This is a genomic window from Streptomyces albidicamelliae (assembly GCF_025642175.1).
Lineage (GTDB): Bacteria > Actinomycetota > Actinomycetes > Streptomycetales > Streptomycetaceae > Streptomyces > Streptomyces albidocamelliae.
Map to the genome: position 1 here is coordinate 5,298,241 of NZ_CP106795.1, position 25,918 is coordinate 5,324,158.

Below are 25,918 nucleotides of genomic sequence, written 5' to 3' on the forward strand. Positions count from 1 at the left end.
TTATCAGTGACCATCAGTAGCGGCAAACGGAGGCAGCCGAGCCTCGCGCAGCTGCGCGCCTTCGCCGCCGTCGCGGAGCACCTGCACTTCCGGGACGCGGCGGCCGCCATCGGGACCAGCCAGCCCGCGCTGTCCGGCGCGGTCTCGGCACTGGAGGAGACCCTCGGGGTGACCCTCCTCGAGCGTACGACGCGCAAGGTACTGCTCTCGCCCGCCGGGGAGCGGCTCGCGGTACGGGCGAAGGCGGTGCTGGACGAGGTCGGGGCGCTGCTGGAGGAGGCCGAGGCGGTCCGGGCGCCCTTCACGGGGGTGCTGCGGCTCGGTGTCATCCCGACCGTCGCGCCGTACCTGCTGCCCACCGTGCTGCGCCTGGTGCACGAGCGGTACCCGCACCTCGACCTCCAGGTGCACGAGGAGCAGACCGCCAGCCTGATCGACGGCCTGCACTCCGGCCGGCTCGACCTGCTGCTGCTCGCCGTGCCGCTCGGCGTGCCGGGCGTCACCGAACTGCCCCTCTTCGACGAGGACTTCGTGCTCGTCACCCCGCTCGACCACTGGCTCGGGGGCCGCGAGGGCATTCCGCGCGAGGCGCTCAAGGAGCTCAACCTGCTGCTCCTGGACGAGGGTCACTGTCTGCGCGACCAGGCGCTCGACATCTGCCGGGAGGCCGGCCGGGAGGACGCGCCGGTCACCACGACGGCCGCCGGGCTGTCCACGCTGGTCCAGCTCGTCGCGGGCGGCCTCGGCTGCACCCTGCTGCCGCGCACCGCGCTGAAGCTGGAGACGACCCGCAGCAGCCGGCTCCTCACGGGCTACTTCGCCGAACCCGCCCCGAGCCGCCGCGTCGCCCTGGCGATGCGGGCGGGCGCTGCGCGCGGCGCCGAGTACGAGGAGCTGGCGGCGGCGCTGCGCGAGGCCCTGCGCGCGCTGCCGGTCCGGGTCCTCGACACGGAGGGCTGAGCACCGCCCCGCGCACGTACGACGGCTCCGTGCCACCGGGGGACCGGTGGCACGGAGCCGTCGTACGTGCGGGCCGGAGCCGCCGCGCCCTACTCCGTGCGCAGCCCCTCGGGCCGCATCAGCCGCAGCAGCGGGGGCAGGCTCAGCACGGTGACCGCGAGGACCACCGCCGCGCCGGCGCCGGTCATCGACAGCACGCTCGCCCAGTCGACGGCCACGGGGGTGGCCGTCATCTTCAGCAGCACCGCGCCGAGGGTCAGCCCCACCGCCGAGGCGAGCAGCAGGCCGAGGGCGATCGGCACCGCCGTCTGCCACAGCACCGACAGGCCCAGGGTGCGGCGCCGGGTGCCGAAGGCGACCAGCGCCGACAGCAGCTTGCGGCGTTCGCGCAGCTGTTCCAGCTGGGAGACGAGCAGGCTGGCCCCGATCAGCGCGAGCACACAGATCGCGCCGATGAACAGACCGGTGCGCAGCGAGGTGTACTTGTCGGACTGCTCGGTCGCCGCCCAGTTGTAGGCGTTCGCGACCGGGTCGACCTTCGCGGTCGTGGTCCGCACGTACTCCTCGGCGTCCGGCACCGACGCGTCGAGGCGGACGAAGACCCGGCCGCTCAGCGAGGGCACGGCCCTGCCGGGCAGCGCGGACGGCGTCATCAGCACCCCGGCGACGCCCTGCTGGAGCGAGTCCTTGCGGTAGACGGCCTTCTTCAGTCCGGCCGGTACCTTCCACGGCACTTCGAGGCCGCGGTCCTGCGCGGCGGACGGGTCGATGTACAGCTGGTGGCCGGGCCGGACGATGGCGCGCATCCGCGCGACGTAGTCGCTGTCGAACTGCGGGCTGTTCAGCAGGAACGCGTCGCCGTCACGGCAGGACGGCAGGTGGGCCACCTCCCGCAGGGCGGTGCAGTCGCCGACCGTGATGTCGGCCAGGTTGTCCGGCTCGCGCCGCTTGTCGGCGACGGACCCGGTGGACAGCGCCACCGAGGTGCGCACGCCCCTGGTCGCGGCGAACTCCCTGCCGGCCGCGGTCACCTGTGCGCGGTCGGGCAGGTCGATCTCCATCGACGCCCGGTTCGGGTCGCGTCCGGTCTCCTTGGTGTACTGGCCCTGAACGCCCGCGAACAGCATCTGGAGCGCGATCGCGCCGGCCACCGCCACGGCGATGCCGTTGACCATGCGGGCCGCCGTACCGCTGCTCAGCTGGAGCCGTCGTACGGCCAGCTGCCAGGAGACCCCGCCCGAGCCCAGCCGGGCGACGACCGCTTCCACCAGCCAGGGCAGCAGCGCGGTCACGCCGACCAGCAGCAGGAGCACACCACCGGTGACCAGGTACTGGTTGAAGTCGCCGTGCGAACGGCCCTTGCCGAGCATCGGGTACAGCATCCCCAGGCCGGCCAGCGGCAGCAGCAGCCGCCACCACAGGCGCCGCCGGGCCGGTTTGGCCGCGCGCACCACACCCAGCGGTTCGACGACCACCCCGCGCATGGCGAGCAGGGTCACCAGGACGGCGGCGGCCGGGACCGCCACCGCGACCAGCGCGACGAGCAGGGGGGAGGGGTTGAGATAGCCGGGGAAGAAGCTCTCGCCCATCACCTCCACCGAGCCGGCGGCCTGCCGTCCGGCGAGGAAGAACCCGCTGCCGACGACCAGCCCGAGCAGCGCGCCGGCCAGTGCCTCGCCGGACGCGATCCGCCGGGTCATCCGGCTGTCGGAGCCCACCAGCCGCAGCGCGGCCAGCCTGCGGTCGCGCCGCTCGCCGCCGAATCGCACGGCCGCGGCGATGAACACGGCGACCGGCATCAGCAGGACGACGAAGACGACGAGCATCATCAGGATGAGGACCGGGTCGGCCTTCTCGACCGTCGGATGCGGGTCGCCGAACGCGGTCAGCCGCTCCACCCGGGCCCCGCCCGCCCGCGGCACCAGGCCCTCGGCGCCCGCGTAGTAGGCGAGTTCGCGCGAGCCGATCAGACCGCTGTCGCCGATGGTGCCGGTGATCCGGTACGGAATCCGCTCCCGCAGCAGCTTCGCGCCGTCCGACGACAGCAGCTCCTTCAGCGCGGGGGACACCACCATCTCGCCCTTGGCCGGCACCCGGCTGACGCCGGGCGGCAACGGCGGCCGCGAACCCTCGGGTTCGAGGAGCCGGCCCCGGACGTCCCGGGAGTGCCACGTGGTGTCGGTGGCGGCGATCAGCACCGTGTCGTCGGCCTTCTTCGGCAGCGTGGCCGAGAAGGTGTAGTCCTGGCGGGCCTCCTCGACGCGGTGCCGGGCGGTCAGCACGTTCGGCAGCGAGGTCGTCAGCAGCAGCAGCGCCACCCCGAGACCGACCCCGACGGCCGTCAGCAGCATCCGGACCCAGCCCTCGCGCCCGCCCGTGAAGGCGAACCGGATCCCCATGCCGAGATCGCGGCCCCACTGCCGCACGTTCATATCGCGCGCTCCATGTCCCGGGACCTGCCGTCGCGTACGACGATCTCCCGGTCGGAGTAGGCGGCGACCCGGGCTTCGTGCGTGACGAGCACGACGGCCGCGTTGGTGGAGCGGGCGGCGTCGGTCAGCAGCTCCATCACGCGCTCGCCGTTCAGGGAATCCAGCGCGCCGGTCGGTTCGTCGGCGAACAGCACGCGCGGTCCGGTGACCAGCGCCCGCGCCACGGCGACGCGCTGCCCCTGACCGCCGGAGACCTCGCCCGGGCGCTTGGCCCTGAGGTCGTCCACCTCCAGGCGCTCCATCCAGGTGAGCGCGGCCCGCTCGGCCTCCTTGCGGGGACGGCCGTTCAGGCGGAGCGGCAGGGCCACGTTCTCCACGCAGGTCAGCTCGGGGACGAGCTGGCCGAACTGGAAGACGAACCCGAAGTCGCTGCGGCGCAGGGCGCTGCGCCCGGTGTCGCTCATGCCGGACAGTTCGCGGCCGTCATAGGTGATGGAGCCGGAGTCGGGCGGCACGATGCCGGCTAGGCAGTGCAGCAGCGTCGACTTGCCGGAACCGGAGGGGCCCATCACGGCGACGACCTCGCCGGGGTGGATGGAGAACTCGGCGCCGTCGAGGGCGAGGGTCGGGCCGTAGGCCTTGCGCAGATTCTCGGCGGTGAGCAGGGAGCCGGCGGGAGGAGTCATCGGGCCACCGCCTCACGGAGCTTGTCGAGGCGCGCCGCGGTCAGCTCGAGCCAGCGCAGGTCGGCCTCCAGGTGGAACAGGGCGTGGTCGCAGATCAGCTGGTCCGCGAGGTCGCCCTTGCGCTTGCGGTCGGTCAGGATCCGCATGCTGCGCAGGTGCTCGGAGCGCTGGGTGTCGAGGATGTCGGCCGCGTCCCGGTGGGTGAGGAGCGCCAGGACGACCTTGGTGTACAGGGTCGACTGGAGGTACTCCTCCGGCTTCTCCGGGGTGGCGAGCCAGCGCTCGACGTCGGTGATGCCGGCGTCGGTGATGGCGTAGCGCTTGCGCTCGGGGCCGCCGCCGGCCTCGATCCCGTCGACTTCCACGTAGCCGTGCTTCAGCAGCCGGGACATCGTGGAGTAGACCTGGCCGTAGTGCAGCGGCCGGTCGTGACCGAACTTGTCGTCGAAGGCCCGCTTGAGGTCGTAGCCGTGGCGCGGGCCGGACTCCAGGAGCCCTAGAAGGGTGTGACCGATGGACATGCGGAGCACTCTACACACGGTGTATACGCGGTGTGTATACGCGGAGTGTGCAGATCATGGCGGGCTGTACCGCCGCGCAGGTGGCGGCCGATTGTCATGGTTCGGTAACGACGATCGGCCCCGTCCCGCGAGCGGGGACGGGGCCGGTCAGGGCGAAGGGGGTCCGGAGGCGGAGTCGCCGGGCGGCCGGCCCCGGCGGGGCAGCGGGCCCGTGTCCCGCGGCAGCCGCCCCGCCTCCGCCAGTGCCTTGCGCAGCAGGAACTCGATCTGCGCGTTGGCCGACCGCAGCTCGTCCCCGGCCCACCGGGCCAGCGCCTCGTACACCGAGGGGTCCAGCCTCAGCAGCACCTGCTTGCGCTGCTGGGGCCGGCGCCTCGGGGCCTTGGGGGAGTCCGGGGTGTCCGTCACTGGTAGAGGGTCCCGGTGTTCAGGACCGGCTGCGGGGCCCGGTCGCCGCACAGCACCACCATCAGGTTCGACACCATCGCCGCCTTGCGCTCCTCGTCCAGCTCCACGATGTCCCGCTCGGCGATCCGGGCGAGCGCCGCCTCGACCATGCCCACCGCGCCGTCGACGATCTGGCGCCGGGCCGCGACGACCGCCCCGGCCTGCTGCCGCTGGAGCATCGCCGAGGCGATCTCGGGAGCGTACGCGAGATGCGTGAAGCGCGACTCGATGATCCGCACTCCGGCCGCCTGCACCCGCGCCTGGAGCTCGACGGCCAGCTTCTCGGTGATCTCCTCGGCGTTGCCGCGCAGCGACAGGCCGTCCTCTTCGTGGGCGTCGTAGGGGTACTCGATGGCGATGTGCCGTACGGCCGTCTCGGTCTGGGTGGCGACGAACTCGGCGTAGTCGTCCACCTCGAAGGTGGCCTGCGCGGTGTCCTGGACCTTCCACACCACGACCGCGGCCAGCTCGATCGGGTTGCCGTAGGCGTCGTTGACCTTCAGCACGGCGGTCTCGTGGTTGCGCACGCGGGTGGAGATCCGGGTGCGGGAGGTGAAGGGGTTCACCCAGCGCAGGCCGTCCTGCCGGATCGTGCCCCGGTACCGCCCGAAGAGCTGCACGACCCGGGCCTCGCCCGGGGCGACCGTGTTCAGGCCGCGCATCGCGATGACGGCGGCGAGGAGGACCAGGACGCCGGCGACGAGCAGCCCGGCCCGGGCGCCGGCCGCATCGACCGCCGAGGAGGCCGCGAGCAGGGCGGCCGCCACGCCGAGCCCGAGCAGGCCGAGCAGCAGCGCGAGCCCGCCGCCGATGCTGTGGGCGGCGAACTCCCGCACCCGGGGAGCGGGCATCTCGGGTATGTCGGCGTCGACTTGGTGGTCGGGCGTGTGCGTGGAGTCCTGCGCGGACATGATGGTCCCCCCGTTCTGGACGGCGCCGTAGAGGGGCGCCCGGCCTGGTTCGCTTAGCTTGGTTCTAGCTAAGTGATATCACTTTAGTGTGTCAAGGGATTCTCCCGGATCCGCCAGGCAACCTTGTGGGCGTCCGGGCCGTCGGTTCCCTTGGGGTGGGTGCTGATTGTCACGTCCCTAAAAGAGCGAATCAGACCCTCTTTGTCATATAGGCGGGTGTTAGCTTTCGGAGCTGATGCCGAGACGGAAGCGAGCGTAGGAACCCATGGGACGAGCGGAAGAGAGACGAGCGCGGCAGCGTGGTGGCCACCGCGCGGCGCCCAGCCGCCGCTCCGCACCCACGGCCGGTACCGGGCCCGCCGGGGGCGGCGGCAAATCCGGCAAGAGCCTCATACGCAGGATGTTCACCTGGAAGAGGATCCTCGGGACGTTCTTCGGCGTGTGCCTCCTGGGCATCGCGGGCTTCATCGGCCTGTACCTGTATGTGGACGTCCCCCAGGGCAACGCCGCCGCGCAGCGGCAGAGCAACGTCTACAAGTACAGCGACGGCAGGGTCCTGGCCCGCAAGGGCGACGTGAACCGGGAGATCGTCGACCTGGCCAAGGTGCCCCGCAAGGTCCAGCTCACCTTCGTCGCCGCGGAGAACAAGAGCTTCTACCACGACTCCGGAGTCGACTTCAAAGGCACCGCCCGCGGCCTGCTCAACACCCTGTCGGGCAAGGGCAAGCAGGGTGGATCGACGATCACCCAGCAGTACGTCAAGAACTTCTACCTGAACCAGGACCAGACGGTCTCCCGCAAGCTGAGGGAACTGGTCATCTCGCTGAAGGTGGACCGGGAGAAGTCCAAGGACGAGATCCTCGCGGGCTACATCAACACCAGCTACTACGGCCGCAACGCCTACGGCATCCAGGCCGCCGCCCAGGCCTACTACCACGTCGACGCCGAGCGGCTCTCGGTGGCGCAGGGCGCCTACCTCGCGTCGCTGCTCCAGGCACCCAGCCAGTACGACTGGGCGGTCGCCACGCCCACCGGCAAGCGGCTGGTCCAGCAGCGCTGGAACTACGTCCTGGACAACATGGTCGAGGAGGGCTGGCTGCCCAAGGCCACCCGGGACGGCCTGAAGTTCCCCTACCCCAAGACACCCAAGGGCGCCCCCGGCCTCGACGGGCAGAAGGGCTACCTGGTCGAGCTCGCCAACCAGCAGCTGGAGCAGCAGCTGATGGAGCAGGAGGGACTCAGCCGGGGCCAGGCCGAGAGCGCGGTCATCGACCAGGGCTGGACGATCACCCTCAACATCGACCGCAAGAAGCAGGCCGCGCTGGAGAAGGCCGTCAAGACGGAGCTGACCAGCAAGCTGGACAAGAAGAGGCGCAAGGTCGACAACGACGTTCAGGCCGGCGCCGTCTCCGTCAACCCCAAGAACGGCAAGATCGTCGCGCTGTACGGCGGTGTGGACTACTACAAGCACTACTTCAGCAACGCCACCCGCACGGACTACCAGCCGGCGTCGACGTTCAAGCCGGTCATCCTCGCCGCCGCGCTGGAGCAGAACGCCACCACGCAGGACGGCAAGCCGATCACCGCCGGCACGATCTACGACGGCACCAGCCGCCGACAGGTCCTGGACCACGGCGCCAAGGTCGGCTTCGCCCCGCCGAACGAGGACAACCGCGACTACGGCGACATCACCGTCCAGAAGGCCATGAACGCGTCCGTCAACTCCGTCTTCGCGCAGATGGGCGTGGACGTGGGCATGGACAAGGTCATGAGCACCGCGGACAAGCTCGGCATGGACACCAAGGGCATGCAGGCCGTGCCCGCCCAGACGCTGGGCTCCATGGGAGCGAGCCCGCTGGAGATGGCCGGTATCTACGCCACCTTCGACAACCACGGCTACAAGGTCACCCCGAGCATCCTGAAGTCGGCGGAGAACCGCGGCCGTTCGGCGCACATACCGAACGCGGTCGGCGGCTCGGTGATCAGCCGCACGGCGGCCGACACGGTCACCTCCGTCCTCACCGGCGTGGTCGACGACGGCACGGCCCAGGAGTCCGTGGCGGGCAACCCGCTGCGCCAGGGCCAGGAGGTCGCCGGCAAGACCGGTACGTCCGACTGCAACCGCTCCGCCTGGTTCACCGGTTACACGCCCGACCTGGTCACCTCGGTCGGCCTGTTCGGCGAGGCGGACAAGGCGGGTGGCACCGGCTGCGACGGCCGGCCGATCAAGAAGAACGACCACGTCTCGCTGAAGGGCGCGATGGGCGGCGGCCGTGTCAACGGCGGCGGTCCGCCCGCGAAGATCTGGGCCGCGTACACCTTCGGCGTGACCGACGAGGCCGAGTTCGACCTGAACACCACGCAGGGCGCGGCCGTCGAGCCGACCGACACCCCGACGGTGTCCCAGTCGCCGTCCGACACCCCGTCGCAGACCCCGTCCAGCAAGCCGCCGACGTCGTCCGCGCCACCGTCGAACTCGCCGTCCGACACCCCGTCGCAGACCCCGTCCAGCAAGCCGCCCAGCCAGTCGCCGTCGCAGTCGCCGAGCACCGGGCCGCCCACGGACCCCGCCACCGAGGACCCGCTCGACCCCGACAGCGCCCTCGACCAGTAGGCCCGGCACGACGACGAAGGGCGCCCGGAGTGATCCGGGCGCCCTTCGTCGTCGTCATGCCGGCCGCGCTCAGCCCCGGTTCAGCTCGAACCAGACCACCTTGCCGGTGCTCAGCCGGGTCGCGCCCCAGCGCCGGGCCAGCCTGTTGACCAGGTACAGGCCGCGCCCGCCCTCGTCCGTGGCCCGCGCCTGCCTGAGCCGCGGCAACTGCGGCACGTCGTCACCGACCTCGCAGCGCAGCACATGCGTCCGCAGCAGCCGCAGCGTCACCGGCCGCGAGGCGTACCGCACGGCGTTCGTCACGACCTCGCTGACCAGCAGCTCCACCGAGTCCGACAGGTCCTCCAGGTCCCAGCGGGCGAGCGCGCGCCGCGCCAGCCTGCGGGCCTGGCCGGGGGCCGAGTCCTCCGGCTCCAGCGTCCAGTAGGCGACATCGCTCGGCGCGATCCCGTCGAAGCGGGCCGCGAGCAGCGCGATGTCGTCGTCCCGGTCGCCCGGACCGAGCATGTCCAGCACCTCGTCGCACAGCGCCTCCAGCGGCGGCGGGTGGTCCGGCCCGGTCAGCTGCGCGGTCGCGGCCAGCTTCTCCCGCAGCTGCTCTATGCCGGTCCACACGTCCCGCAACCGGGACTCCACCAGCCCGTCGGTGTAGAGCAGCAGGGTGGCCCCGGCGGGCGCGTCCAGCTCGACCGCCTCGAAGTCGACCCCGCCGACCCCGATCGGGGCGCCCGGCGGCACCCGCAGCACCTCGGCCCGGCCGCCCAGGTGCAGCAGCACCGGCGGCGGATGACCGGCGTTGGCGATGGTGATGCGGTGCGTGACCGGGTCGTAGACGGCGTACAGGCAGGTCGCCATGCGGTCGGTGCCCAGGCGCTGCGCCTGCTCGTCCAGGTGGTGCAGCACCTCCTGCGGGGGCAGGTCCAGCCCGGCCAGGGTCTGCGCGGTGGTGCGCAGCTGGCCCATGATCGCCGCCGAGGTCATGGAGTGGCCCATCACGTCGCCGACCACCAGCGCGACCCGGCTGCCGGGCAGCGGGATCGCGTCGTACCAGTCACCGCCGACCCGCGCGGTCTCCGCCGCCGGCAGGTACCGCGAGGCCAGCCGGACGCCGGTCGGGCGGGGCAGCGTCTCGGGCAGCATGGTGCGCTGCAACTCGTCGGCGATGTAGGCCTCACGGCCGTACAGCACCGCCTTGTCGATGCCGAGCGCGCTGTGCGTGGCCAGCTGCGCGGCCACCAGCAGGTCGTCCGCCTCGAACGCCGGCCGCTCCGGGCTGCGCAGGAACAGGGCCGCGCCGATCACCCGGCGCCGCCCGCGCAGCGGGGCGAGGATCGCGTGCCGGCCGTCCGGCACGACCGCCTCGCCGTTCTCACCGAGCAGCTCGGGCAGCGCGGCCCGGGCCGCGGGCGCGTCGGCGAACACCGGCCGCACCCCGCGCAGCACCTCGTTCAGCGCACCGCCGGGCCGCACCTCGCACAGCTCCGTCGTCAGCGAGGACAGGTCCGTCAGCGCGGGCGGTTCGGGCTCCGGCTCGAAGGCGGGCGGCAGCGGCACCCCGTCGGTGTCCCGCTCCTCCGGTATGCGGTCGGTACGGCGCAGCCGCAGCACCACCGGCCCGGTGGGCCGCTCGTCGCCGACCGGCAGCGGGTCGCGCAGGTAGACCAGGATCGCGTCGGAGAAGGTCGGCACGGTGGCCCGGCACAGCCCCATCACGATCTCGTCCAGGTCCAGCCCGCGGGCGATCCGGCGGGTGGCCGCGCCCACGAACCGCAGCCGGTCCCCGTCGCGCCGCATCGGCATGGGCCGCCCCGGCGGAAGTCCGCGCCCGGTACGGCGCTCCTGGCCGGCCGGTGCCCGCTCCTGATCGGCACCGGGCTGCGGCGGGATGCCCTCCGGTGCGGGGCGCGGGCGGTGCGCGCCGGGTTCCGCCGCGGCGGGCTGGGAGTGCTCGGGGCCGTTGACTGGGGGCTCCTTCCCCTTGCCGTCCTTTCCCTTGCCACAGGGCGTGGCCGTAGCCGGACCCGACGGCGTGCCGTCGGCCCGGGCCTGCACCGGTAAGGCCGGGCTGCCGGGCGGCTTCGGGGTACGCAGGAGCGCCCCGCGGGCCTCCGCGGGGTCGGCGCCCTGCTGCGGGCGCTCGAAGGAGGTGGGCTGCTCCGTCACGCGTGTCGCATCCATCCGTCCGGGGCTGCGCGCCGGGCGCGCAGTGGGTCCCGCCGAAATCCCGATACCCGCAATGCGTGCCCCGGGAACGGAATTCCCGCGTGCTCAGGAGATGTCGCCGTGCCACCGGCGGGGCCTCGGCGGCCGGCCGCGGTGTCCTGGTACTCCTCGCTCACGTCGTGCCGCCCCTCGGTGACGATCGGTCAGGCCCGGCCCGTGAGCCGGGACTTGCTTGTGTGCGCCCTTGCGGAGGACGATCCTACGTTTCTTGCCTGGGGGCGCATCAAGGGTCTCATGAGGACACGTGCGCGGGCGTACGGTCCCAGTCATCGGGGAGTGACGGTACCGTCCAGGACGGATCCGGGCGCCAGTGCTGCCAGCCGTCCGGGAACGGCCGCCCCCAGCCCTCGATCACCGCCACCGCGTCCCGCCCGGCCGCGCGCACCCGCTCGGCGGTCGCCGCGTCCATCAGCCCGTCCCGCTGGGCCTGCGCGAACTCGTCCTCGTCGCGCCAGTACCAACTCCGGTCGGGGTGCACGGAGATGTCCAGGAAGTAGTCCTCGGAATCCACCCCGCCGGACCAGCGGACCAGGGGCTGCTCCAGGTTGACGTACCAGTTCTTGAACCGCCAGCCCGGCTCCCAGAACAGCCACACCGACCAGGGCCGGCCGGGCTGCGCCAGCTTGAGCACACCCGTGCCGAACCAGCGGTCCCGCTGGACCGTACGGGGCTTGGTGTAGCGGGACTCCAGCGGCTCCAGGTGCACGGGCGTGCCGTCGGCCAGGACCGGGCGCACGCACTCGGTGCCGGGCGCCAGCCACACCGCGAGCAGTTCCGCGTCGTCGCGCACGACGGTGACGGGCCGGGCGATGTGCACGTGATCGCCGGCGTTCTCGCGATAGCGCCACAGGACCTGTGTCCCGGGGCGCCAATGGCCGGCAGGTCCCGCTTCCACTCGTGTCACCGCTCCGTCGTCCTTCATGCACAGATATTAGGTGCCGTAGGCATACGACGCTGCGGTACGCGTCACGGTTGTACGGCGGTGGCCGGAAAGGTTCGCTCGCGGTTACGGACGCGTCATCCGCAGGACGTCCAGAGCCTCGTCGAGCTGCTCCCGGGTGAGGTCGCCGCGCTCCACGTACCCGCCCTCCAGGACGACCTCGCGGATCGTCCTCCGCTCGGCGAGGGACTTCTTGGCGACCTTCGCGGCCTCCTCGTAGCCGATGTACTTGTTGAGCGGGGTCACCACCGAGGGGGAGGACTCGGCGTACTCGCGGGTGCGTTCGCGGTCGGCGGTGATGCCGTCGACGGTGCGGTCGGCCAGCAGCCGGGAGACGTTGGCGAGCAGCCGGATCGACTCCAGCACGTTCTTGGCGAGCACCGGCAGCATCACGTTCAGCTCGAAGTTCCCGGCGGCACCGGCGGTGGTGATGGTGGCGTCGTTGCCGATGACCTGCGCGGCGACCATCAGGACGGCCTCGGGGACGACCGGGTTGACCTTGCCCGGCATGATCGACGAGCCGGGCTGGAGGTCGGGCAGCCGGATCTCGGCGAGGCCCGTGCGGGGGCCGGAGGACATCCAGCGCAGATCGTTGGCGATCTTCGTCAGGCCGACCGCGATCGTGCGCAGCTGCCCACTGGTCTCCACGACGCCGTCGCGGGCGCCCTGCGCCTCGAAGTGGTCGCGGGCCTCGGTCAGCGGCAGCCCGGTCGCCCGCGCGACCTCCTCGATGACGGCGGCGGAGAACCCGGGCGGGGTGTTGATGCCGGTGCCGACCGCCGTGCCGCCCAGCGGCAGTTCCGCCAGCCGGGGCAGCGAGGCCCGCAGCCGCTCCACGCCGTACCGGACCTGGGCCGCGTAGCCGCCGAACTCCTGCCCGAGCGTCACCGGCGTCGCGTCCATCAGGTGCGTCCGCCCGGACTTCACCACGTCGGCGAACTCCTCGGACTTGCGCTCCAGGGAGGCGGCCAGGTGTTCCAGGGCCGGGATCAGGTCCCGGGTGACGGCCGCGGTGGCCGCGATGTGGAGGGAGGACGGGAAGACGTCGTTGGACGACTGCGAGGCGTTCACGTGGTCGTTCGGGTGGACGTCCCGGCCCAGCCGCTCGGTCGCGAGGGTGGCGATGACCTCGTTGGTGTTCATGTTGGACGAGGTGCCGGAGCCCGTCTGGAACACGTCCACCGGGAAGTGCTCGTCCCACTTCCCCGCGGCGACCTCGCCGGCCGCCTCCTGGATCGCCTCCGCGACCTCCTTGTCCAGCACGCCCAGTTGGGCGTTCACCTTCGCCGCGGCGGCCTTGACGCGCGCCAGCGCCTCGATGTGCGCCCGCTCGATCCGCTGCCCGGAGACGGGGAAGTTCTCGACGGCGCGCTGTGTCTGCGCCCGCCACTTGGCGTGGGCCGGGACCCGGACCTCACCCATCGAGTCGTGCTCGATCCGGTACTGCGGCTCTTCGGTCGTCATCGTCGTACCTCCGGAGACGTGAGCACCGGCCGGGGTACCCGTATTCCCGTCCGGACACCCGTGCGGGCGCCGGCCGCGGGCAACTCGGCGTGCGGTGCCGCGCGTTGCGCCGGGTGCCCCTAGGGCCGCGGGCGGAACACCACCTCGACGTCCCCCGCGCGGGTGCGCCACTCCTGGCCCCGCGCCACGGCGGTGGACCCGTCCGTGGCCATCCGCGTCCGCACCGCACCGGCCGAAGCGCCCAGCGCGGCCGCTTCCGGAGGCGTGCAGGCCTTCTCCTGGACCGCGTGGATGGACCTGTCGAAAACCGCCACCGCTTCGTCCACGTCGGTGACGGAGGAGGCGGCGTCGGCGACCCCGATCACGGCCCAGTGCATCCAGAAACCCATGGAGCCACCTCCACCGCTACAGCGTACGAGCGCCCTCACCGCCCGGCATCCGGACGCCCGGGACCCCGCTGCCGGGCGCGCCGCGAACGCCGGGGCCGGGCGGGGGCGAGGACGCTGCCCCGGCGGGGGTGGAGGACTTGGGGAGGGGCGGGCGGCACTGGCGGGCCGGCCCGGGGTTCGCCGATTGGTCCGGCGGTACGTCTGCCCGTCCGGCGTCCGGGGACGGGGCGGTCGGGCGGGGAGGCTTCCGTGGCGAAGTCCCTGCCGGGTGTGCGGTCGGCCGTTGGCAGGGCCGGTCAGAGGGGCGAGGGCGCCCCAGGCGGACCGGGAGGCGCCAGGCCGGCCGGGGGCCCCGTACCGGGATCGGCGTGAGCGTCGGGGGCCGGGCCGGGGCCTGGAAGAAGTCGTTCGGCCTGTTCGGCGGGCCGAACCACTCAGCCCGTCCGGCGTTCGAGGGCGAGGTCGTCCAGGCCGAAGCGGGGTCCGGGGCGCAGCCCCGGCGGGGGTGAAGGGGCGGAGCCCCTGTGAGGGGACGGGTAGGGGCGGCGGGGACGGATTCCGGCCCCGCCGCCCCGTAAGGCACTACGCGAGCCCAGGCCCCCGTACCGGGATCGACGTGAACGTCGGGGACGGGGCCGGGTCCTGGAAGAAGTCGTTGCCCTTGTCGTCCACGACGACGAACGCCGGGAAGTCCTCGACCTCGATCTTCCAGACCGCCTCCATGCCCAGCTCCTCGTACTCCAGGACCTCGACCTTCTTGATGCAGTCCTGGGCGAGGCGGGCGGCGGGGCCGCCGATGGAGCCGAGGTAGAAGCCGCCGTGGGCGGCGCACGCGTCGGTGACCTGCTTGCTGCGGTTGCCCTTCGCGAGCATCACCTTGGAGCCGCCCGCCGCCTGGAACTGCTCCACGTAGGAGTCCATGCGGCCGGCCGTCGTCGGGCCGAAGGAGCCGGACGCGTAGCCCTCGGGGGTCTTGGCCGGCCCGGCGTAGTAGACCGGGTGGTCCTTCAGGTACTGCGGCATCCCCTCGCCCGCGTCCAGCCGCTCCTTGATCTTCGCGTGCGCGATGTCACGGGCGACGACCAGCGGGCCGGTCAGCGACAGCCGGGTCTTGACCGGGTACTTCGTCAGCTCGGCGAGGATCGTGTCCATCGGCTGGTTCAGGTCGATCTTCACCACGTCGGAGGACTCGTCGAGGTGCTCGTCGGTCGTCTCGGGCAGGAACCGCGCCGGGTCGGTCTCCAGCTGCTCCAGGAAGACGCCCTCCGCGGTGATCTTGGCGACGGCCTGGCGGTCGGCGGAGCAGGAGACGGCGATGGCGACCGGGCAGGAGGCGCCGTGCCGGGGCAGGCGGACCACACGCACGTCGTGGCAGAAGTACTTGCCACCGAACTGCGCCCCGATGCCGATCTTCTGGGTCAGCTCGAAGACCTTCTCCTCCAGCTCCCTGTCCCGGAAGCCGTGGCCCAGCGGGGAGCCCTCGGAGGGCAGCTCGTCCAGGTAGTGCGCGGAGGCGTACTTCGCGGTCTTCAGCGCGTACTCCGCGCTCGTGCCGCCGACGACGATCGCCAGGTGGTACGGCGGGCAGGCGGCCGTACCGAGCGAACGGATCTTCTCCTCCAGGAACTTCATCATGGAGGACTCGTTCAGGACGGCCTTCGTCTCCTGGTACAGGAAGGACTTGTTGGCCGAGCCGCCGCCCTTGGCCATGAACAGGAACTTGTAGGCGCCGCCGTCGGTCGCGTACAGCTCGATCTGGGCCGGCAGGTTGGAGCCGGTGTTCTTCTCCTCCCACATGGTGAGCGGAGCCATCTGCGAGTAGCGCAGGTTGAGGTTCAGGTACGCGTCGTAGATGCCGCGGCTCAGCGCCGCCTCGTCGCCGCCCTCGGTCAGCACGTTCTGGCCGCGCTTGCCCATGACGATCGCCGTGCCGGTGTCCTGGCACATCGGGAGCACACCCGCCGCCGCGATGTTCGCGTTCTTCAGCAGGTCCAGCGCGACGAACTTGTCGTTGCCCGACGCCTCGGGGTCGTCGATGATCCGGCGGAGCTGGGCGAGGTGGGCGGGGCGCAGGTAGTGCTGGATGTCGTGGATCGCCTCCTCGGCGAGCTTGCGCAGCGCCTCGGGCTCGACCTTGAGGAACGTCCGCCCGTCGGGCCCCTCGACCGTGGAGACGCCCTCGGACGTCACCAGCCGGTACGGGGTGGTGTCCTCTCCCTGGGGGAGCAGATCGGTGTACGCGAACTCAGGCATCTCAGCCCATTCCTCACTCTGACGGACGGCGCCCGCCGACGCTGGCGGGCCTCACCAGCCTAGAACCTGCCGCGGACACGGAACCTGTGAGGTAAGGCTCAGTAGGTGTGAGGTGGCGCTCAGCACCGGACGCGACCTGGCCGGCCCACCCCCTAGTCGCGATCTATCGCGTTTGGGTACGCTGCTGCCGTGGACCTTCAGAAGCCCGCCCCCATCCAGGACGCCGGACCGCGCGTCTCCGAACTGCGCGCCTCGGACGCCGACCGCGACCGGGTCGCCGACATCCTCCGCGAAGCCCTCGCCGAGGGCCGCCTGACCGCCGACGAGCACGCCGAGCGCGTCGAGGGAGTGCTGCACGCCAAGACGGTGGGCGAGCTGGAGGTCTTCATCCGGGACCTGCCCGCCGGCCACCGGCGGCGGTCGGCTCCGGCCTGCACACCGGTGCCGTCCCGGCCGACGCCGGGCGCGGTGCCGGCCGAGGCCGACGCCAACGTGGTGGCCGTGTTCAGCAGCGCCATGCGCCGCGGCCGCTGGCGCGCCGGCCGCCGGCTGCACGCGTACGCGATCTTCGGTTCGGTCGAGATCGACCTCAGCGAGGCGCTCTTCGAGTACCAGCAGGTCGTCATCAAGGCCGTGTCGGTCTTCGGCGACGTCCAGATCCGCGTCCCGGAGAACATCTCGCTGCGCGGTACCGGCGGCGGGGTGCTGGGCAACTTCGAGGTCAGCCCGCTGGACTCCGGAGAGCCCGACGCCCCGGTCGTCTACGTCGACGGCTGGGCCGTCCTCGGCAACGTGGAGGCGCACCCGAAGCGCGGCAGGCTCGTGGCGGACATCCTGGAGCGGGTCCACGACAAGGTGGACCGCAAGCTGCGCAAGCACCTGGACCGCTGACGGCCCGGCCCGCCCGCGGGGTCACCGGAAGGTTCCGGTCCACCCGCGGCGCCGTTGCGGGGGCGTGAACGGGCCGCCGCGCGCCCGCGGTCGGAAACGCTGTGCATAGGCACGCGCACAGCGGGTAGGCCTTGCTGCATCGTCTCTCGCTCGCGAAGCCGTCGTCAGGAGTAGACCGTGCTGCAACCGCCGCATTCGTCCCTGCAGGTAGCTGCTGTGCCGGCCCAGCGGGGTCCGGCACGGGACAGGGACCAGGACGCCCCGTGGCACACCGAGGCGGTCTGCCGGCGTGACGAGGCCGGCCTGTTCTTCGCCCCGTCGAAGGAACCCACCGCCGCCCGGCTGTCCCGCGAGGAGGCGGCCAAGCGCGTCTGCGCGCGCTGCCCGGTCATGGTCGAGTGCCGCGAACACGCGCTGCTCCAGCCCGAGCCGTACGGCGTCTGGGGCGGCCTCACGGCGGCCGAGCGCCGCGTGGTCCTGGCCCGGCGCCGCCGCCGGGAGATGGACCTGAAGAAGGCGGCGCGGGCCACCGCCGCGAACCGCATAGCGGGCTGAGCGGGAGACGGCTGCGCCCGCTCCGCACCGGCGGCGCAGCCGGTCTCCTTCACGTCCGGGGGCCGGCCGGCCCCCGGACGGCAGGTGCTACTTGGCCCGGTCGAAGTCGACCGCGCTGTAGGCACGCAGCTTGCGCAGCCGGTGCTCGGAGTCGATCCGCCGCACCGTCCCGGACTTCGAGCGCATCACGATCGACTCGGTCAGGGCGGTCTCCGAGCGGTACCGCACGCCCCGCAGCAGCTCACCGTCGGTGATGCCGGTCGCCACGAAGAAGACGTTCTCTCCGGAGACCAGGTCGTCCGTGGTGAGCACCCGGTCCAGGTCGTGCCCGGCGTCGATGGCCCGCTGCCGCTCCTCGTCGTCCTTGGGCCACAGCTTGCCCTGGATGGTGCCGCCGAGGCACTTCACGGCGCAGGCGGAGATGATGCCCTCGGGGGTGCCGCCGACACCGAGCAGCAGGTCGACGCCGGTGCCCTCGCGCAGCGCGTACACCGAGCCGGCGACGTCGCCGTCCGAGATCAGCTTGATGCGCGCGCCGGCCTCGCGGACCTCGCGGATCAGGCCCTCGTGCCGGGGCCGGTCCAGGATGACGACGGTGACGTCCTCCGGCGCGGACCGCTTGGCCTTGGCGATCCGGCGGATGTTCACCTCCACCGGCGCGTTGATGTCGACGAAGTCGGCCGCCTCGGGGCCGGTGACCAGCTTGTCCATGTAGAACACGGCGGACGGGTCGAACATGGCGCCGCGCTCGGCGGCGGCGAGGACGGCGATCGCGTTCGGCATGCCCTTGGCCGTCAGCGTGGTGCCGTCGATCGGGTCGACGGCGATGTCGACCTCCGGTCCGGTGCCGTCACCGACCTGCTCCCCGTTGAAGAGCATCGGGGCCTCGTCCTTCTCCCCCTCGCCGATGACGACGACGCCGTTCATCGAGACGGTGGAGACGAGGGTCCGCATCGCGCGCACCGCGGCGCCGTCGGCGCCGTTCTTGTCGCCGCGCCCCACCCAGCGGCCCGCTGCCATCGCGGCGGCTTCGGTCACCCGGACGAGTTCCAGGGCGAGGTTGCGGTCGGGAGCCTCGGAGGGAACATCGAGCTCGGACGGCAGGTGATGATTTTCGGTCATCGGAGCGCACCTTTCTGATACGACGACGGCCGGATGAGGGTCTTCGCCCCGACTCTATCGTTAGGCCGACAAAATGAGCAGGGGACCCCACGGATGAGCGCTTGGGGCACCTGCGACGATAGGGGGCGTGGCAGGTTCGAAAGGCAAGCAGCAGACGGCCCGGGACATGATCCTCTCCCTGGCCCTCATCGGGATCGCGGCGGCGGTCGTCTATTTCCTCAGCATCCCGCACGACGATCACGCTCCCCAACTCAAGCGGGTCGACTACAAGGTCGAGCTGCTCACGGCCCGGCGCGCGGTGAGCTACCCGGTGGCCGCCCCCGAAGGACTGCCGAGTACCTGGAAGGCGACCTCCGTACGCTTCCAGGGCGAGCAGGAAGACCGCTGGCACCTGGGCTTCCAGACCCCCGACGGGCAGTACGTGCAGGTCGAGCAGTCCGCTCAGAAGCCCTCCCGGTTCATCGACGAGGCCAGCCAGGGCGCGTCGGCGACCAAGCGGACCGACCGGATCGGCGACCGCACCTGGACCCGCTACACCGGCGGCCGCTACGACGCCCTGGTCCTCCAGGACACGCCCGGCTCCACGACGGTGGTGGCCGGTACGGCGTCCTTCGCCGATCTGACGAAGATGGCGGCGGCCCTGAAGATGCAGTAGGCGCCCGGCCGTGCTGCGCGGTCCTGCCCGCGCGCCGCACGGCGACCGCCCATGGAAGAGGCCCCCGGCATCGCCGGGGGCCTCTTCCATGGGTGCTGCGGGCCGGCCTCACGGACCGGCGGTACGGCTCAGACGGTGGTGACGACGTCCTCGAACGCCAGCCGCGGGGAGCGCGGGAACCAGGCGTCCGGGCCCGGCCGGCCGATGTTGACGACCATCAGCGGGGTGTGGTCGTCGTCCAGGAACTCCTTCTGGACGCCCGCGAAGTCCAGGCCGGTCATCGGGCCGGCGGCGAGACCGGCGGCGCGGACGCCGATGATGAAGTAGGCGGCCTGGAGGGCGGCGTTCAGGGCGGCGGCACCCTCGCGGGCCGGGCGCTCCGAGAAGAAGACGTCCTTGGCGGCCGGGAAGTGCGGGAAGAGGGCCGGCAGCTCCTCGTGGAACTCGTTGTCCGCGGAGAGGATGGCGACAAGCGGGGCGGCGGCCGTCTTCGGCTGGTTGCCCTCGGCCATGTGCTGCACGAGGCGCTCGCGGGCCTCGGCGGAGCGGACCAGGGTGATGCGCAGCGGCGACTGGTTGAAGGCGGTCGGGCCGTACTTGACCAGGTCGTAGATCGCCTGGACCTGCTCGTCGGTCACCGGCTCGTCGGTGAAGGTGTTCGCGGTGCGGGCCTCGCGGAAGAGCAGGTCCTGGGCAGCGGGGTCAAGAACGAGAGACATGCGTGACTTCCTCAGGTGTGCGTCCGGCCCGGAGTCCCGGACCGGCTGACGGCACGACCTTACGACAAAGGAAGTTCAATGTTCAACAAATACCGGGGTGCGGTGATCCGCTTCACAGCCTCCCGGGTCCGGCTACTCGGTGTCCTCGCCCTCGGACTCCTCCTCGGCCAGCGCCGCGTCCAGCCGCGCCCGCGCCCCCTCCAGCCAGCGCCGGCACACCTTGGCCAGCTCCTCGCCGCGCTCCCACAGCGCCAGGGACTCCTCCAGCGTCGTCCCGCCCGCCTCCAGCCGCCGGACGACCTCGACCAGCTCGTCCCGCGCCTGCTCGTACGAGAGCGTCTCGTCCACCTTGCCCGTCATTCCCCTACCTTCACTGTGAATTCGCCGTCGGCGACACGGGCGCGCAGCGCCTCGCCCCGCGCGACCTCCTCCGGATCCCGGACCGCGTGCCCGTCGGCCTTCTGCAGCACCGCGTAACCCCGCTTGAGCGTCGCCGCGGGGGAGAGGGCCACCACGCGCGCGTGGGTGTGCGTCAGCTCCGAGTCCGCGCGGTCCAGCAGATGGCCGAGCGTCCGCCGGCTCCGCTCGGTCAGGGAGACCACGTGATCGGACCGCTCGTCGATCATGCGGTGCGGGTCCTCCATGCAGGGCCGGGCCAGCGCGTGCGCGAGGCCCCGCTCCTCCCGCTCCAGCGACGCGTTCACGCAGCGCCGCGCGCGGTCCCGCAGCATCCGCACCCGCTCGAACTCCTCGCCCACGTCCGGCACGACCTTCTTCGCCGCGTCCGTCGGAGTGGAGGCGCGCAGGTCGGCGACGTGATCCAGGAGCGGACTGTCCGGCTCGTGCCCGATGGCCGACACGACGGGCGTACGGCACTGCGACACCGCCCGTACGAGCTGCTCGTCGGAGAAGGGCAGCAGGTCCTCCACGCTGCCCCCGCCGCGGGCGACGATGATGACGTCCACGCCGTCCATCTCGTCCAGCTCCTTCACCGCCTGCACGACCTGCGGCACGGCGTGCACGCCCTGGACGGGGACGTTGCGCACCTCGAAGCGGACGGCGGGCCAGCGGTGCCGGGCGTTCTCCAGCACGTCCCGCTCCGCCGCGGAGGCGCGGCCGCACACCAGCCCGATCAGCTGCGGCAGGAACGGCAGCGGCTTCTTCCGCTCCGGCGCGAACAGCCCCTCGGCCGCGAGCGCCTTCTTCAGCCGCTCCAGCCGCGCCAGCAGCTCACCGACGCCGACGGGCCTTATCTCGGCTGCCCGCAACGACAGCTGGCCGCGCGGGGCGTACCACTCGGGCTTCGCCAGGACCACGACACGCGCGCCCTCGCCGACGACATCGGCGACGGCATCGAAGACCTGCCGGTAGCAGGTCACGCTGACCGACATGTCGTGCGACGGATCGCGCAACGTCATGAACACGACGCCGGCACCGGGCCGCCGCGACAGCTGCGTGATCTGCCCCTCGACCCACACCGCCCCGAGCCGGTCGATCCAGCCCCCGATCATCCGGGACACCTCACCGACGGGCAGCGGCGCTTCGGGGGACGTGTTGACAGCCATGCGCCCGAGCGTATCGGCCGGTACCGACAGCGAGGGGCCGCCGGCCTGCGGTGCCGGGGCCCGCGGTGGCCACGCGCCGCGCGGGCGGGCGTCCGCGCGGAGGCCGCCGTTCCGGTGTCGGACAGGGGTTCCCGTGTTCCCCGCGGCAGAGCGGGGACGCGATCTCCGCGGCACCGGACGCGGCCTTACGATGGGACGCATGACCGCTTCGCCTGGCCGCCGTGTCCTGCTCGCCGCCCCCCGGGGCTACTGCGCCGGTGTGGACCGCGCCGTGATCGCCGTCGAGAAGGCCCTCGAGCAGTACGGGGCCCCGATCTACGTCCGGCACGAGATCGTCCACAACAAGTACGTCGTGCAGACCCTGGAGAAGAAGGGCGCCGTCTTCGTCGAGCGGACGGAGGAGGTGCCGCCCGGCAACATCGTCATGTTCTCGGCGCACGGCGTCGCCCCCGTCGTGCACGAGGAGGCCCGCCAGGGCCGGCTCGCCACCATCGACGCCACCTGCCCGCTGGTCACCAAGGTCCACAAGGAAGCCGTCCGCTACGCGAACGACGACTTCGACATCCTCCTGATCGGCCACGAGGGCCACGAGGAGGTCATCGGCACCTCCGGCGAGGCCCCCGAGCACATCCAGCTCGTCGACGGACCCGAGGACGTCGCCAAGGTCGAGGTCCGCGACCCGTCCAAGGTCGTGTGGCTGTCCCAGACCACCCTGTCCGTCGACGAGACCATGGAGACCGTCGACGCCCTGAAGACCAAGTTCCCCGGGCTCGTCTCCCCGCCCAGCGACGACATTTGCTACGCCACGCAGAACCGCCAGCTCGCCGTGAAGCAGATGGGCGCCGAGGCCGAACTGGTCATCGTCGTCGGCTCCCGCAACTCCTCCAACTCCAAGCGGCTGGTCGAGGTCGCCAAGCTGGCCGGCTCCCGCGCCGCCTACCTGGTGGACTTCGCCGACGAGATCGACGAGGCCTGGCTGGCGGGCGTCACCACGGTCGGCGTCACCTCCGGCGCCTCCGTGCCCGAGGTGCTGGTCGAGCAGGTCCTGGAGTGGCTCGCCCAGCGCGGTTACGGCGACGTGGAGATCGTCAAGGCGGCCGAGGAGTCCATCACCTTCTCGCTGCCCAAGGAACTGCGCCGGGACCTGCGCGACGAGGCGGCCGTCCTGGTCGCCGAGCGCGGCGGCTCGGGCGCCGCGGGCACCGCCGCCGAGTGACGGCCGGCGGATCACTCCGCCGCTCACCGTAGTGACCGTCAGTGGTCCGTCGTAACGTGGTGCCATGCAGATCTTCGGCGTGGACATCGGCGGATCCGGGATCAAGGGTGCCCCTGTGGACCTGGACGGGGGCACCCTGGCCCAGGAGCGCTGCAAGGTGCTCACCCCGCATCCGGCGACGCCCGACGGCGTGGCCGACGGGGTCAAGCAGGTGGTCGACCACTTCGGCTGGACCGGCCCGGTCGGGCTGACCTTCCCCGGAGTGGTCACCGGCGGCGCCACGGTCCGCACGGCGGCGAACGTCGACAAGAGCTGGATCGACACCGACGCGCGCGTCCTGTTCGGGGGCAGGCTCGGCGGCCTGCCGGTGACCGTGGTCAACGACGCCGACGCGGCGGGCGTCGCCGAGATGCAGTTCGGCGCCGGGCAGGGCCGCCGGGGCACGGTCATCCTGCTCACCTTCGGCACCGGCATCGGCAGCGCCGTCTTCGTGGACGGCGTCCTCGTGCCGAACACGGAGCTGGGCCACCTGGAGCTGAACGGCCACGACGCGGAGAAGCGCGCCTCCAGCAAGGCCAAGGACGACCACGACCTGACCTGGCAGCAGTGGGCGCACCGCGTCCAGAAGTACCTGGCGCACGTCGAGATGCTGTTCTCGCCGGAGCTGTTCATCATCGGCGGCGGGGTCAGCCGCAAGTCCGACAAGTTCCTGCACCTCATCGAGGGCATCGAGGCCGAGATCGTCCCCGCGCAGCTGCAGAACAACGCGGGGATCGTGGGGGCGGCGATGAGAGCGGCCCAGGAGGGCCGGGGCCGGCAGGGCCGGGGCTAGCGGGACCGCGCGGCGGCCGCCCCGCGGTCCCGGGTCCCGCTCAGCCCCGCCGGCGGCGCCGCCGTACCCACCGCACCCGGCGGACGAGCACGATCACCCCCGCGACGAGCGTCCCCCCGTACAGCCAGCCGGCCTGGGTGGCGAGGCCGGTGGCCAGCCCCACCATGCGGCCGGTCAGTCCCCCGTCGCCGCCGGCGAGGGGGAGCAGCCCCACGACGAACGCGATCGGCACGACCACGGGCGCGGACAGCACGTCCCCCTCGCGCACCCAGAGCGCGGTCAGCACGCACACCGGCAGGAACAGCACCCCGTACACGGGCAGGGACCCGTCGAACAGCAACCAGTCCAACAAGCCGAGCAGGAACGTCGCCGCGCCGCAGAACAGGCCGCTGCCGAGGCCGGTCAGCCGCAGGTCGGGCAGCCGCGGGCCCCGCGGCGCCTGCCGGGCGCCCCGGACCTGTCGTAACGGCCGTTCCGCCCGTCCGGGCCGTGCTCCACCGGACCGGCGTCCGGCCTGCGACGGCAGAGAGCCGTGCGGCGTGCCACGTCGCCTTCCGTCGTTCGGGGGTCGCGTTCTGTGTTGCTCCACTGGACCAACTTAGGTCTGTTTATGTGCCGAATCGGCCCTCGGACACGCCGATGAGAGGAGGTTGGCCGGGCGTTCGACGCTCCCGCGAGCCCGCCCCCGGGAACGCCGTAGACTGGTGGATCGGCCAGTGTCTCCTGGCCCCTGGCAGCCCCTGGCCCACTCATCTACGGGAAGTCGCAACGTGTCGCTCACGATCGGAATCGTCGGCCTGCCGAATGTCGGCAAGTCGACCCTGTTCAACGCCCTGACCAAGAACGACGTGCTGGCGGCCAACTACCCGTTCGCCACGATCGAGCCGAACGTCGGCGTCGTCGGTGTGCCCGACGCCCGTCTCGCCCAGCTGGCCTCGATCTTCAAGTCGGAGCGCATCCTTCCGGCCACGGTCGACTTCGTGGACATCGCCGGCATCGTGCGCGGCGCGTCCGAGGGTGAGGGCCTGGGCAACAAGTTCCTCGCGAACATCCGTGAGTCCGACGCGATCTGCCAGGTCATCCGCGCCTTCAAGGACGAGAACGTCGTCCACGTCGACGGCAAGGTCTCGCCGAAGGACGACATCGAGACGATCAACACCGAGCTGATCCTCGCCGACCTCCAGACCATCGAGAAGGTCCTGCCCCGGCTCCAGAAGGAGTCGCGGATCAAGAAGGACATCGCGCCCAAGGTCAAGGCCGTCGAGGAGGCCAAGGAGATCCTGGAGAAGGGCGACACGCTCTTCGCGCACGGCATCGTCCAGGGCACCGAGCGCAACGAGCTGCTGCACGACCTGCACCTGCTCACCACCAAGCCGTTCCTCTACGTCTTCAACGTCGACGAGGACGAACTGGTCGACGAGGACTTCAAGAACGAGCAGCGCGCCCTGGTCGCCCCCGCCGAGGCGATCTTCCTCAACGCCAAGCTGGAGCAGGACCTCGCCGAGCTCGACGAGGAGGACGCCCTGGAGCTGCTGGAGTCGGTGGGCGCCGAGGAGCCGGGCCTCGCCACCCTGGCCCGTGTCGGCTTCAACACCCTGGGCCTGCAGACCTACCTGACGGCCGGCCCCAAGGAGTCCCGCGCCTGGACCATCAAGAAGGGCGCGACGGCCCCCGAGGCGGCCGGTGTCATCCACACCGACTTCCAGAAGGGCTTCATCAAGGCCGAGGTCATCTCTTTCGGCGACCTGGTCGACGCCGGCTCGGTGGCCGAGGCCCGCGCCAAGGGCAAGGCGCGCATGGAGGGCAAGGACTACGTCATGCAGGACGGCGACGTGGTGGAGTTCCGCTTCAACGTCTGAACCGCCGGAAAGGGGCCGGGCTCGGTGAGTCCGGCCCCTTTCCGTGTGCCGAGTCGGCGCCGGCTCCTACACGCTCCTCGGCGGGACGAGCCTGTCGAGGTCCAGGCTGATCTCGAAGGGCACGGGCCGTTCGAGGGTGCCCCGGAAGATGCCCGCGGGGGCGTAGACGCCGGTCGGCTCGTCGAGTTCGTAGACGTGGACGACAGGAGCGCCGTCCTCGTCCTCGATGCACCAGTAGTGCGGGATGCCGGCCTCCGCGTACTTGCGGAGCTTGACCGTGCGGTCCCGGTGGGCGGACTCGGGGGAGACGACCTCGATGACGAGCTGGACCATCTCCGGCGCGTACCACGTGCGGTCCGGATCGTAGGCAGCGGTCGTCACGAGCAGATCCGGCTCCGGACGATTGCGCTCGTCAAGGCGGATCGTCATTTCCCGCTCGATCTCGAAATCGGCGGGTGTGGTCGCCATGAGCGCGGTGGTGAGGGACGTGACGAGGCGGCCGTGCCAGGACCGCTGGGGCGACATCATGAAGACGAGGGCTCCGTCGATCAGCTCGGTGTGGCGGGGTGCCTCGGGGAGGCGGTCCAGGTCCTCCGCGAACCAGCCTTCCGAGCGCGGCGGGCGCATCCAGTCGGGCAGTGCGGTCATGGTCAAATCGTAGCCA

The 25,918-nt window shown here is 71.8% G+C and carries 24 protein-coding genes; 8 read left to right on the top strand and 16 right to left on the bottom strand.

Annotation, left to right across the window (positions count from 1 at the left end; all coding sequences use genetic code 11):
* Positions 1–12 precede the first annotated feature (12 nt).
* A complete protein-coding gene (locus N8I86_RS24350) occupies positions 13–960 on the top strand; it encodes a LysR substrate-binding domain-containing protein (protein WP_392165302.1) in 948 nt (315 codons plus the stop codon).
* A gap of 89 nt (positions 961–1,049) precedes the next feature.
* Here the strand turns inward: N8I86_RS24350 and N8I86_RS24355 are convergent, their stop codons facing one another.
* The 5 genes from N8I86_RS24355 to N8I86_RS24375 form a co-directional block, all read right to left on the bottom strand.
* Positions 1,050–3,392: an ABC transporter permease gene (locus tag N8I86_RS24355; RefSeq protein WP_263278714.1), complete on the bottom strand. Its 2,343-nt coding sequence runs from the start codon at positions 3,390–3,392 to the stop codon at positions 1,050–1,052.
* On the bottom strand, positions 3,389–4,078 hold the full coding sequence (locus N8I86_RS24360; protein ID WP_123436811.1) for an ABC transporter ATP-binding protein: 690 nt from the start codon (positions 4,076–4,078) through the stop codon (positions 3,389–3,391). Before N8I86_RS24360 ends, N8I86_RS24355 begins: the two co-directional genes overlap by 4 nt.
* Positions 4,075–4,599, bottom strand: coding sequence for a PadR family transcriptional regulator (locus N8I86_RS24365; protein WP_073889150.1), 525 nt, complete (start codon positions 4,597–4,599; stop codon positions 4,075–4,077). Before N8I86_RS24365 ends, N8I86_RS24360 begins: the two co-directional genes overlap by 4 nt.
* 147 nt (positions 4,600–4,746) lie before the next feature.
* Entirely contained in the window at positions 4,747–5,007 is a 261-nt protein-coding gene (locus N8I86_RS24370) for a type II toxin-antitoxin system antitoxin (RefSeq protein WP_263278715.1), read from the bottom strand.
* Positions 5,004–5,957, bottom strand: coding sequence for an SPFH domain-containing protein (locus N8I86_RS24375; protein WP_263278716.1), 954 nt, complete (start codon positions 5,955–5,957; stop codon positions 5,004–5,006). The genes N8I86_RS24370 and N8I86_RS24375 overlap by 4 nt, the downstream gene beginning before the upstream one ends.
* 265 nt (positions 5,958–6,222) lie before the next feature.
* Between N8I86_RS24375 and N8I86_RS24380 the strand changes: the two genes are divergently transcribed.
* Positions 6,223–8,571, top strand: coding sequence for a transglycosylase domain-containing protein (locus tag N8I86_RS24380; RefSeq protein WP_263278717.1), 2,349 nt, complete (start codon positions 6,223–6,225; stop codon positions 8,569–8,571).
* 69 nt (positions 8,572–8,640) lie between these two features.
* Here the strand turns inward: N8I86_RS24380 and N8I86_RS24385 are convergent, their stop codons facing one another.
* The 5 genes from N8I86_RS24385 to N8I86_RS24405 form a co-directional block, all read right to left on the bottom strand.
* Positions 8,641–10,734: an ATP-binding SpoIIE family protein phosphatase gene (locus tag N8I86_RS24385; RefSeq protein ID WP_073889156.1), complete on the bottom strand. Its 2,094-nt coding sequence runs from the start codon at positions 10,732–10,734 to the stop codon at positions 8,641–8,643.
* A gap of 292 nt (positions 10,735–11,026) precedes the next feature.
* A complete protein-coding gene (gene fomD, locus N8I86_RS24390; protein ID WP_263278718.1) occupies positions 11,027–11,716 on the bottom strand; it encodes a cytidylyl-2-hydroxypropylphosphonate hydrolase in 690 nt (229 codons plus the stop codon).
* A gap of 84 nt (positions 11,717–11,800) precedes the next feature.
* Positions 11,801–13,198 carry a class II fumarate hydratase gene (locus N8I86_RS24395; RefSeq protein WP_263278719.1) on the bottom strand — a complete coding sequence of 466 codons (1,398 nt, stop codon included), beginning with the start codon at positions 13,196–13,198 and terminating at the stop codon, positions 11,801–11,803.
* Between the two features lie 119 nt (positions 13,199–13,317).
* Positions 13,318–13,587, bottom strand: a complete 270-nt coding sequence (locus tag N8I86_RS24400; RefSeq protein WP_073889161.1) for a hypothetical protein — start codon at positions 13,585–13,587, stop codon at positions 13,318–13,320.
* Between the two features lie 582 nt (positions 13,588–14,169).
* Complete coding sequence (locus tag N8I86_RS24405; protein ID WP_263278720.1) at positions 14,170–15,840, bottom strand: fumarate hydratase; 1,671 nt, start codon at positions 15,838–15,840, stop codon at positions 14,170–14,172.
* A gap of 189 nt (positions 15,841–16,029) precedes the next feature.
* Here N8I86_RS24405 and N8I86_RS24410 point away from each other — a divergent pair, with 189 nt between their 5' ends.
* Positions 16,030–16,731 carry a DUF1707 SHOCT-like domain-containing protein gene (locus tag N8I86_RS24410; RefSeq protein ID WP_263278721.1) on the top strand — a complete coding sequence of 234 codons (702 nt, stop codon included), beginning with the start codon at positions 16,030–16,032 and terminating at the stop codon, positions 16,729–16,731.
* Between the two features lie 177 nt (positions 16,732–16,908).
* Entirely contained in the window at positions 16,909–17,286 is a 378-nt protein-coding gene (locus N8I86_RS24415) for a WhiB family transcriptional regulator (protein ID WP_073889165.1), read from the top strand.
* Between the two features lie 87 nt (positions 17,287–17,373).
* Here the strand turns inward: N8I86_RS24415 and glpX are convergent, their stop codons facing one another.
* Complete coding sequence (glpX, locus tag N8I86_RS24420; protein WP_073889167.1) at positions 17,374–18,408, bottom strand: class II fructose-bisphosphatase; 1,035 nt, start codon at positions 18,406–18,408, stop codon at positions 17,374–17,376.
* Between the two features lie 127 nt (positions 18,409–18,535).
* Between glpX and N8I86_RS24425 the strand changes: the two genes are divergently transcribed.
* The gene (locus N8I86_RS24425; RefSeq protein WP_263278722.1) at positions 18,536–19,063 is read left to right on the top strand and encodes a DUF4245 domain-containing protein; all 528 of its coding nucleotides are present in this window, start codon (positions 18,536–18,538) and stop codon (positions 19,061–19,063) included.
* Positions 19,064–19,191: 128 nt separating this feature from the next.
* Here the strand turns inward: N8I86_RS24425 and N8I86_RS24430 are convergent, their stop codons facing one another.
* From N8I86_RS24430 to xseA, 3 genes are all read right to left on the bottom strand, one after another.
* Positions 19,192–19,782, bottom strand: coding sequence for a malonic semialdehyde reductase (locus N8I86_RS24430; protein ID WP_073889170.1), 591 nt, complete (start codon positions 19,780–19,782; stop codon positions 19,192–19,194).
* A gap of 132 nt (positions 19,783–19,914) precedes the next feature.
* Complete coding sequence (locus N8I86_RS24435) at positions 19,915–20,142, bottom strand: exodeoxyribonuclease VII small subunit (protein ID WP_073889171.1); 228 nt, start codon at positions 20,140–20,142, stop codon at positions 19,915–19,917.
* Positions 20,139–21,347, bottom strand: coding sequence for an exodeoxyribonuclease VII large subunit (gene xseA, locus N8I86_RS24440; protein ID WP_073890395.1), 1,209 nt, complete (start codon positions 21,345–21,347; stop codon positions 20,139–20,141). Before xseA ends, N8I86_RS24435 begins: the two co-directional genes overlap by 4 nt.
* A gap of 190 nt (positions 21,348–21,537) precedes the next feature.
* Between xseA and N8I86_RS24445 the strand changes: the two genes are divergently transcribed.
* Entirely contained in the window at positions 21,538–22,563 is a 1,026-nt protein-coding gene (locus N8I86_RS24445; protein WP_107423595.1) for a 4-hydroxy-3-methylbut-2-enyl diphosphate reductase, read from the top strand.
* A gap of 64 nt (positions 22,564–22,627) precedes the next feature.
* Positions 22,628–23,395 (top strand): polyphosphate--glucose phosphotransferase, encoded by a 768-nt coding sequence (gene ppgK / locus N8I86_RS24450; RefSeq protein ID WP_073889175.1) that lies wholly within the window; start codon positions 22,628–22,630, stop codon positions 23,393–23,395.
* Positions 23,396–23,435: 40 nt separating this feature from the next.
* On the opposite strand, the gene N8I86_RS24455 is transcribed toward ppgK, so the two are convergent.
* Entirely contained in the window at positions 23,436–23,984 is a 549-nt protein-coding gene (locus tag N8I86_RS24455) for a DUF6542 domain-containing protein (protein WP_198960307.1), read from the bottom strand.
* Between the two features lie 181 nt (positions 23,985–24,165).
* Here N8I86_RS24455 and ychF point away from each other — a divergent pair, with 181 nt between their 5' ends.
* Positions 24,166–25,254 carry a redox-regulated ATPase YchF gene (ychF, locus tag N8I86_RS24460; protein ID WP_073889177.1) on the top strand — a complete coding sequence of 363 codons (1,089 nt, stop codon included), beginning with the start codon at positions 24,166–24,168 and terminating at the stop codon, positions 25,252–25,254.
* Positions 25,255–25,320: 66 nt separating this feature from the next.
* On the opposite strand, the gene N8I86_RS24465 is transcribed toward ychF, so the two are convergent.
* The gene (locus N8I86_RS24465) at positions 25,321–25,902 is read right to left on the bottom strand and encodes a Uma2 family endonuclease (RefSeq protein ID WP_263278723.1); all 582 of its coding nucleotides are present in this window, start codon (positions 25,900–25,902) and stop codon (positions 25,321–25,323) included.
* Positions 25,903–25,918: the final 16 nt, after the last annotated feature.

Bases quoted from the DNA above. Each gene is read 5' to 3' on its own strand.
- N8I86_RS24355 (WP_263278714.1), bottom strand. From the start codon at position 3,392: ATGAACGTGCGGCAGTGGGGCCGCGATCTCGGCATGGGGATCCGGTTC.
- N8I86_RS24360 (WP_123436811.1), bottom strand. From the start codon at position 4,078: ATGACTCCTCCCGCCGGCTCCCTGCTCACCGCCGAGAATCTGCGCAAG.
- N8I86_RS24365 (WP_073889150.1), bottom strand. From the start codon at position 4,599: ATGTCCATCGGTCACACCCTTCTAGGGCTCCTGGAGTCCGGCCCGCGC.
- N8I86_RS24375 (WP_263278716.1), bottom strand. From the start codon at position 5,957: ATGTCCGCGCAGGACTCCACGCACACGCCCGACCACCAAGTCGACGCC.
- N8I86_RS24380 (WP_263278717.1), top strand. From the start codon at position 6,223: ATGGGACGAGCGGAAGAGAGACGAGCGCGGCAGCGTGGTGGCCACCGC.
- fomD (WP_263278718.1), bottom strand. From the start codon at position 11,716: ATGAAGGACGACGGAGCGGTGACACGAGTGGAAGCGGGACCTGCCGGC.
- N8I86_RS24395 (WP_263278719.1), bottom strand. From the start codon at position 13,198: ATGACGACCGAAGAGCCGCAGTACCGGATCGAGCACGACTCGATGGGT.
- N8I86_RS24400 (WP_073889161.1), bottom strand. From the start codon at position 13,587: ATGGGTTTCTGGATGCACTGGGCCGTGATCGGGGTCGCCGACGCCGCC.
- N8I86_RS24405 (WP_263278720.1), bottom strand. From the start codon at position 15,840: ATGCCTGAGTTCGCGTACACCGATCTGCTCCCCCAGGGAGAGGACACC.
- glpX (WP_073889167.1), bottom strand. From the start codon at position 18,408: ATGACCGAAAATCATCACCTGCCGTCCGAGCTCGATGTTCCCTCCGAG.
- N8I86_RS24430 (WP_073889170.1), bottom strand. From the start codon at position 19,782: ATGTCTCTCGTTCTTGACCCCGCTGCCCAGGACCTGCTCTTCCGCGAG.
- N8I86_RS24435 (WP_073889171.1), bottom strand. From the start codon at position 20,142: ATGACGGGCAAGGTGGACGAGACGCTCTCGTACGAGCAGGCGCGGGAC.
- xseA (WP_073890395.1), bottom strand. From the start codon at position 21,347: ATGGCTGTCAACACGTCCCCCGAAGCGCCGCTGCCCGTCGGTGAGGTG.
- N8I86_RS24445 (WP_107423595.1), top strand. From the start codon at position 21,538: ATGGGACGCATGACCGCTTCGCCTGGCCGCCGTGTCCTGCTCGCCGCC.
- ppgK (WP_073889175.1), top strand. From the start codon at position 22,628: ATGCAGATCTTCGGCGTGGACATCGGCGGATCCGGGATCAAGGGTGCC.
- N8I86_RS24465 (WP_263278723.1), bottom strand. From the start codon at position 25,902: ATGACCGCACTGCCCGACTGGATGCGCCCGCCGCGCTCGGAAGGCTGG.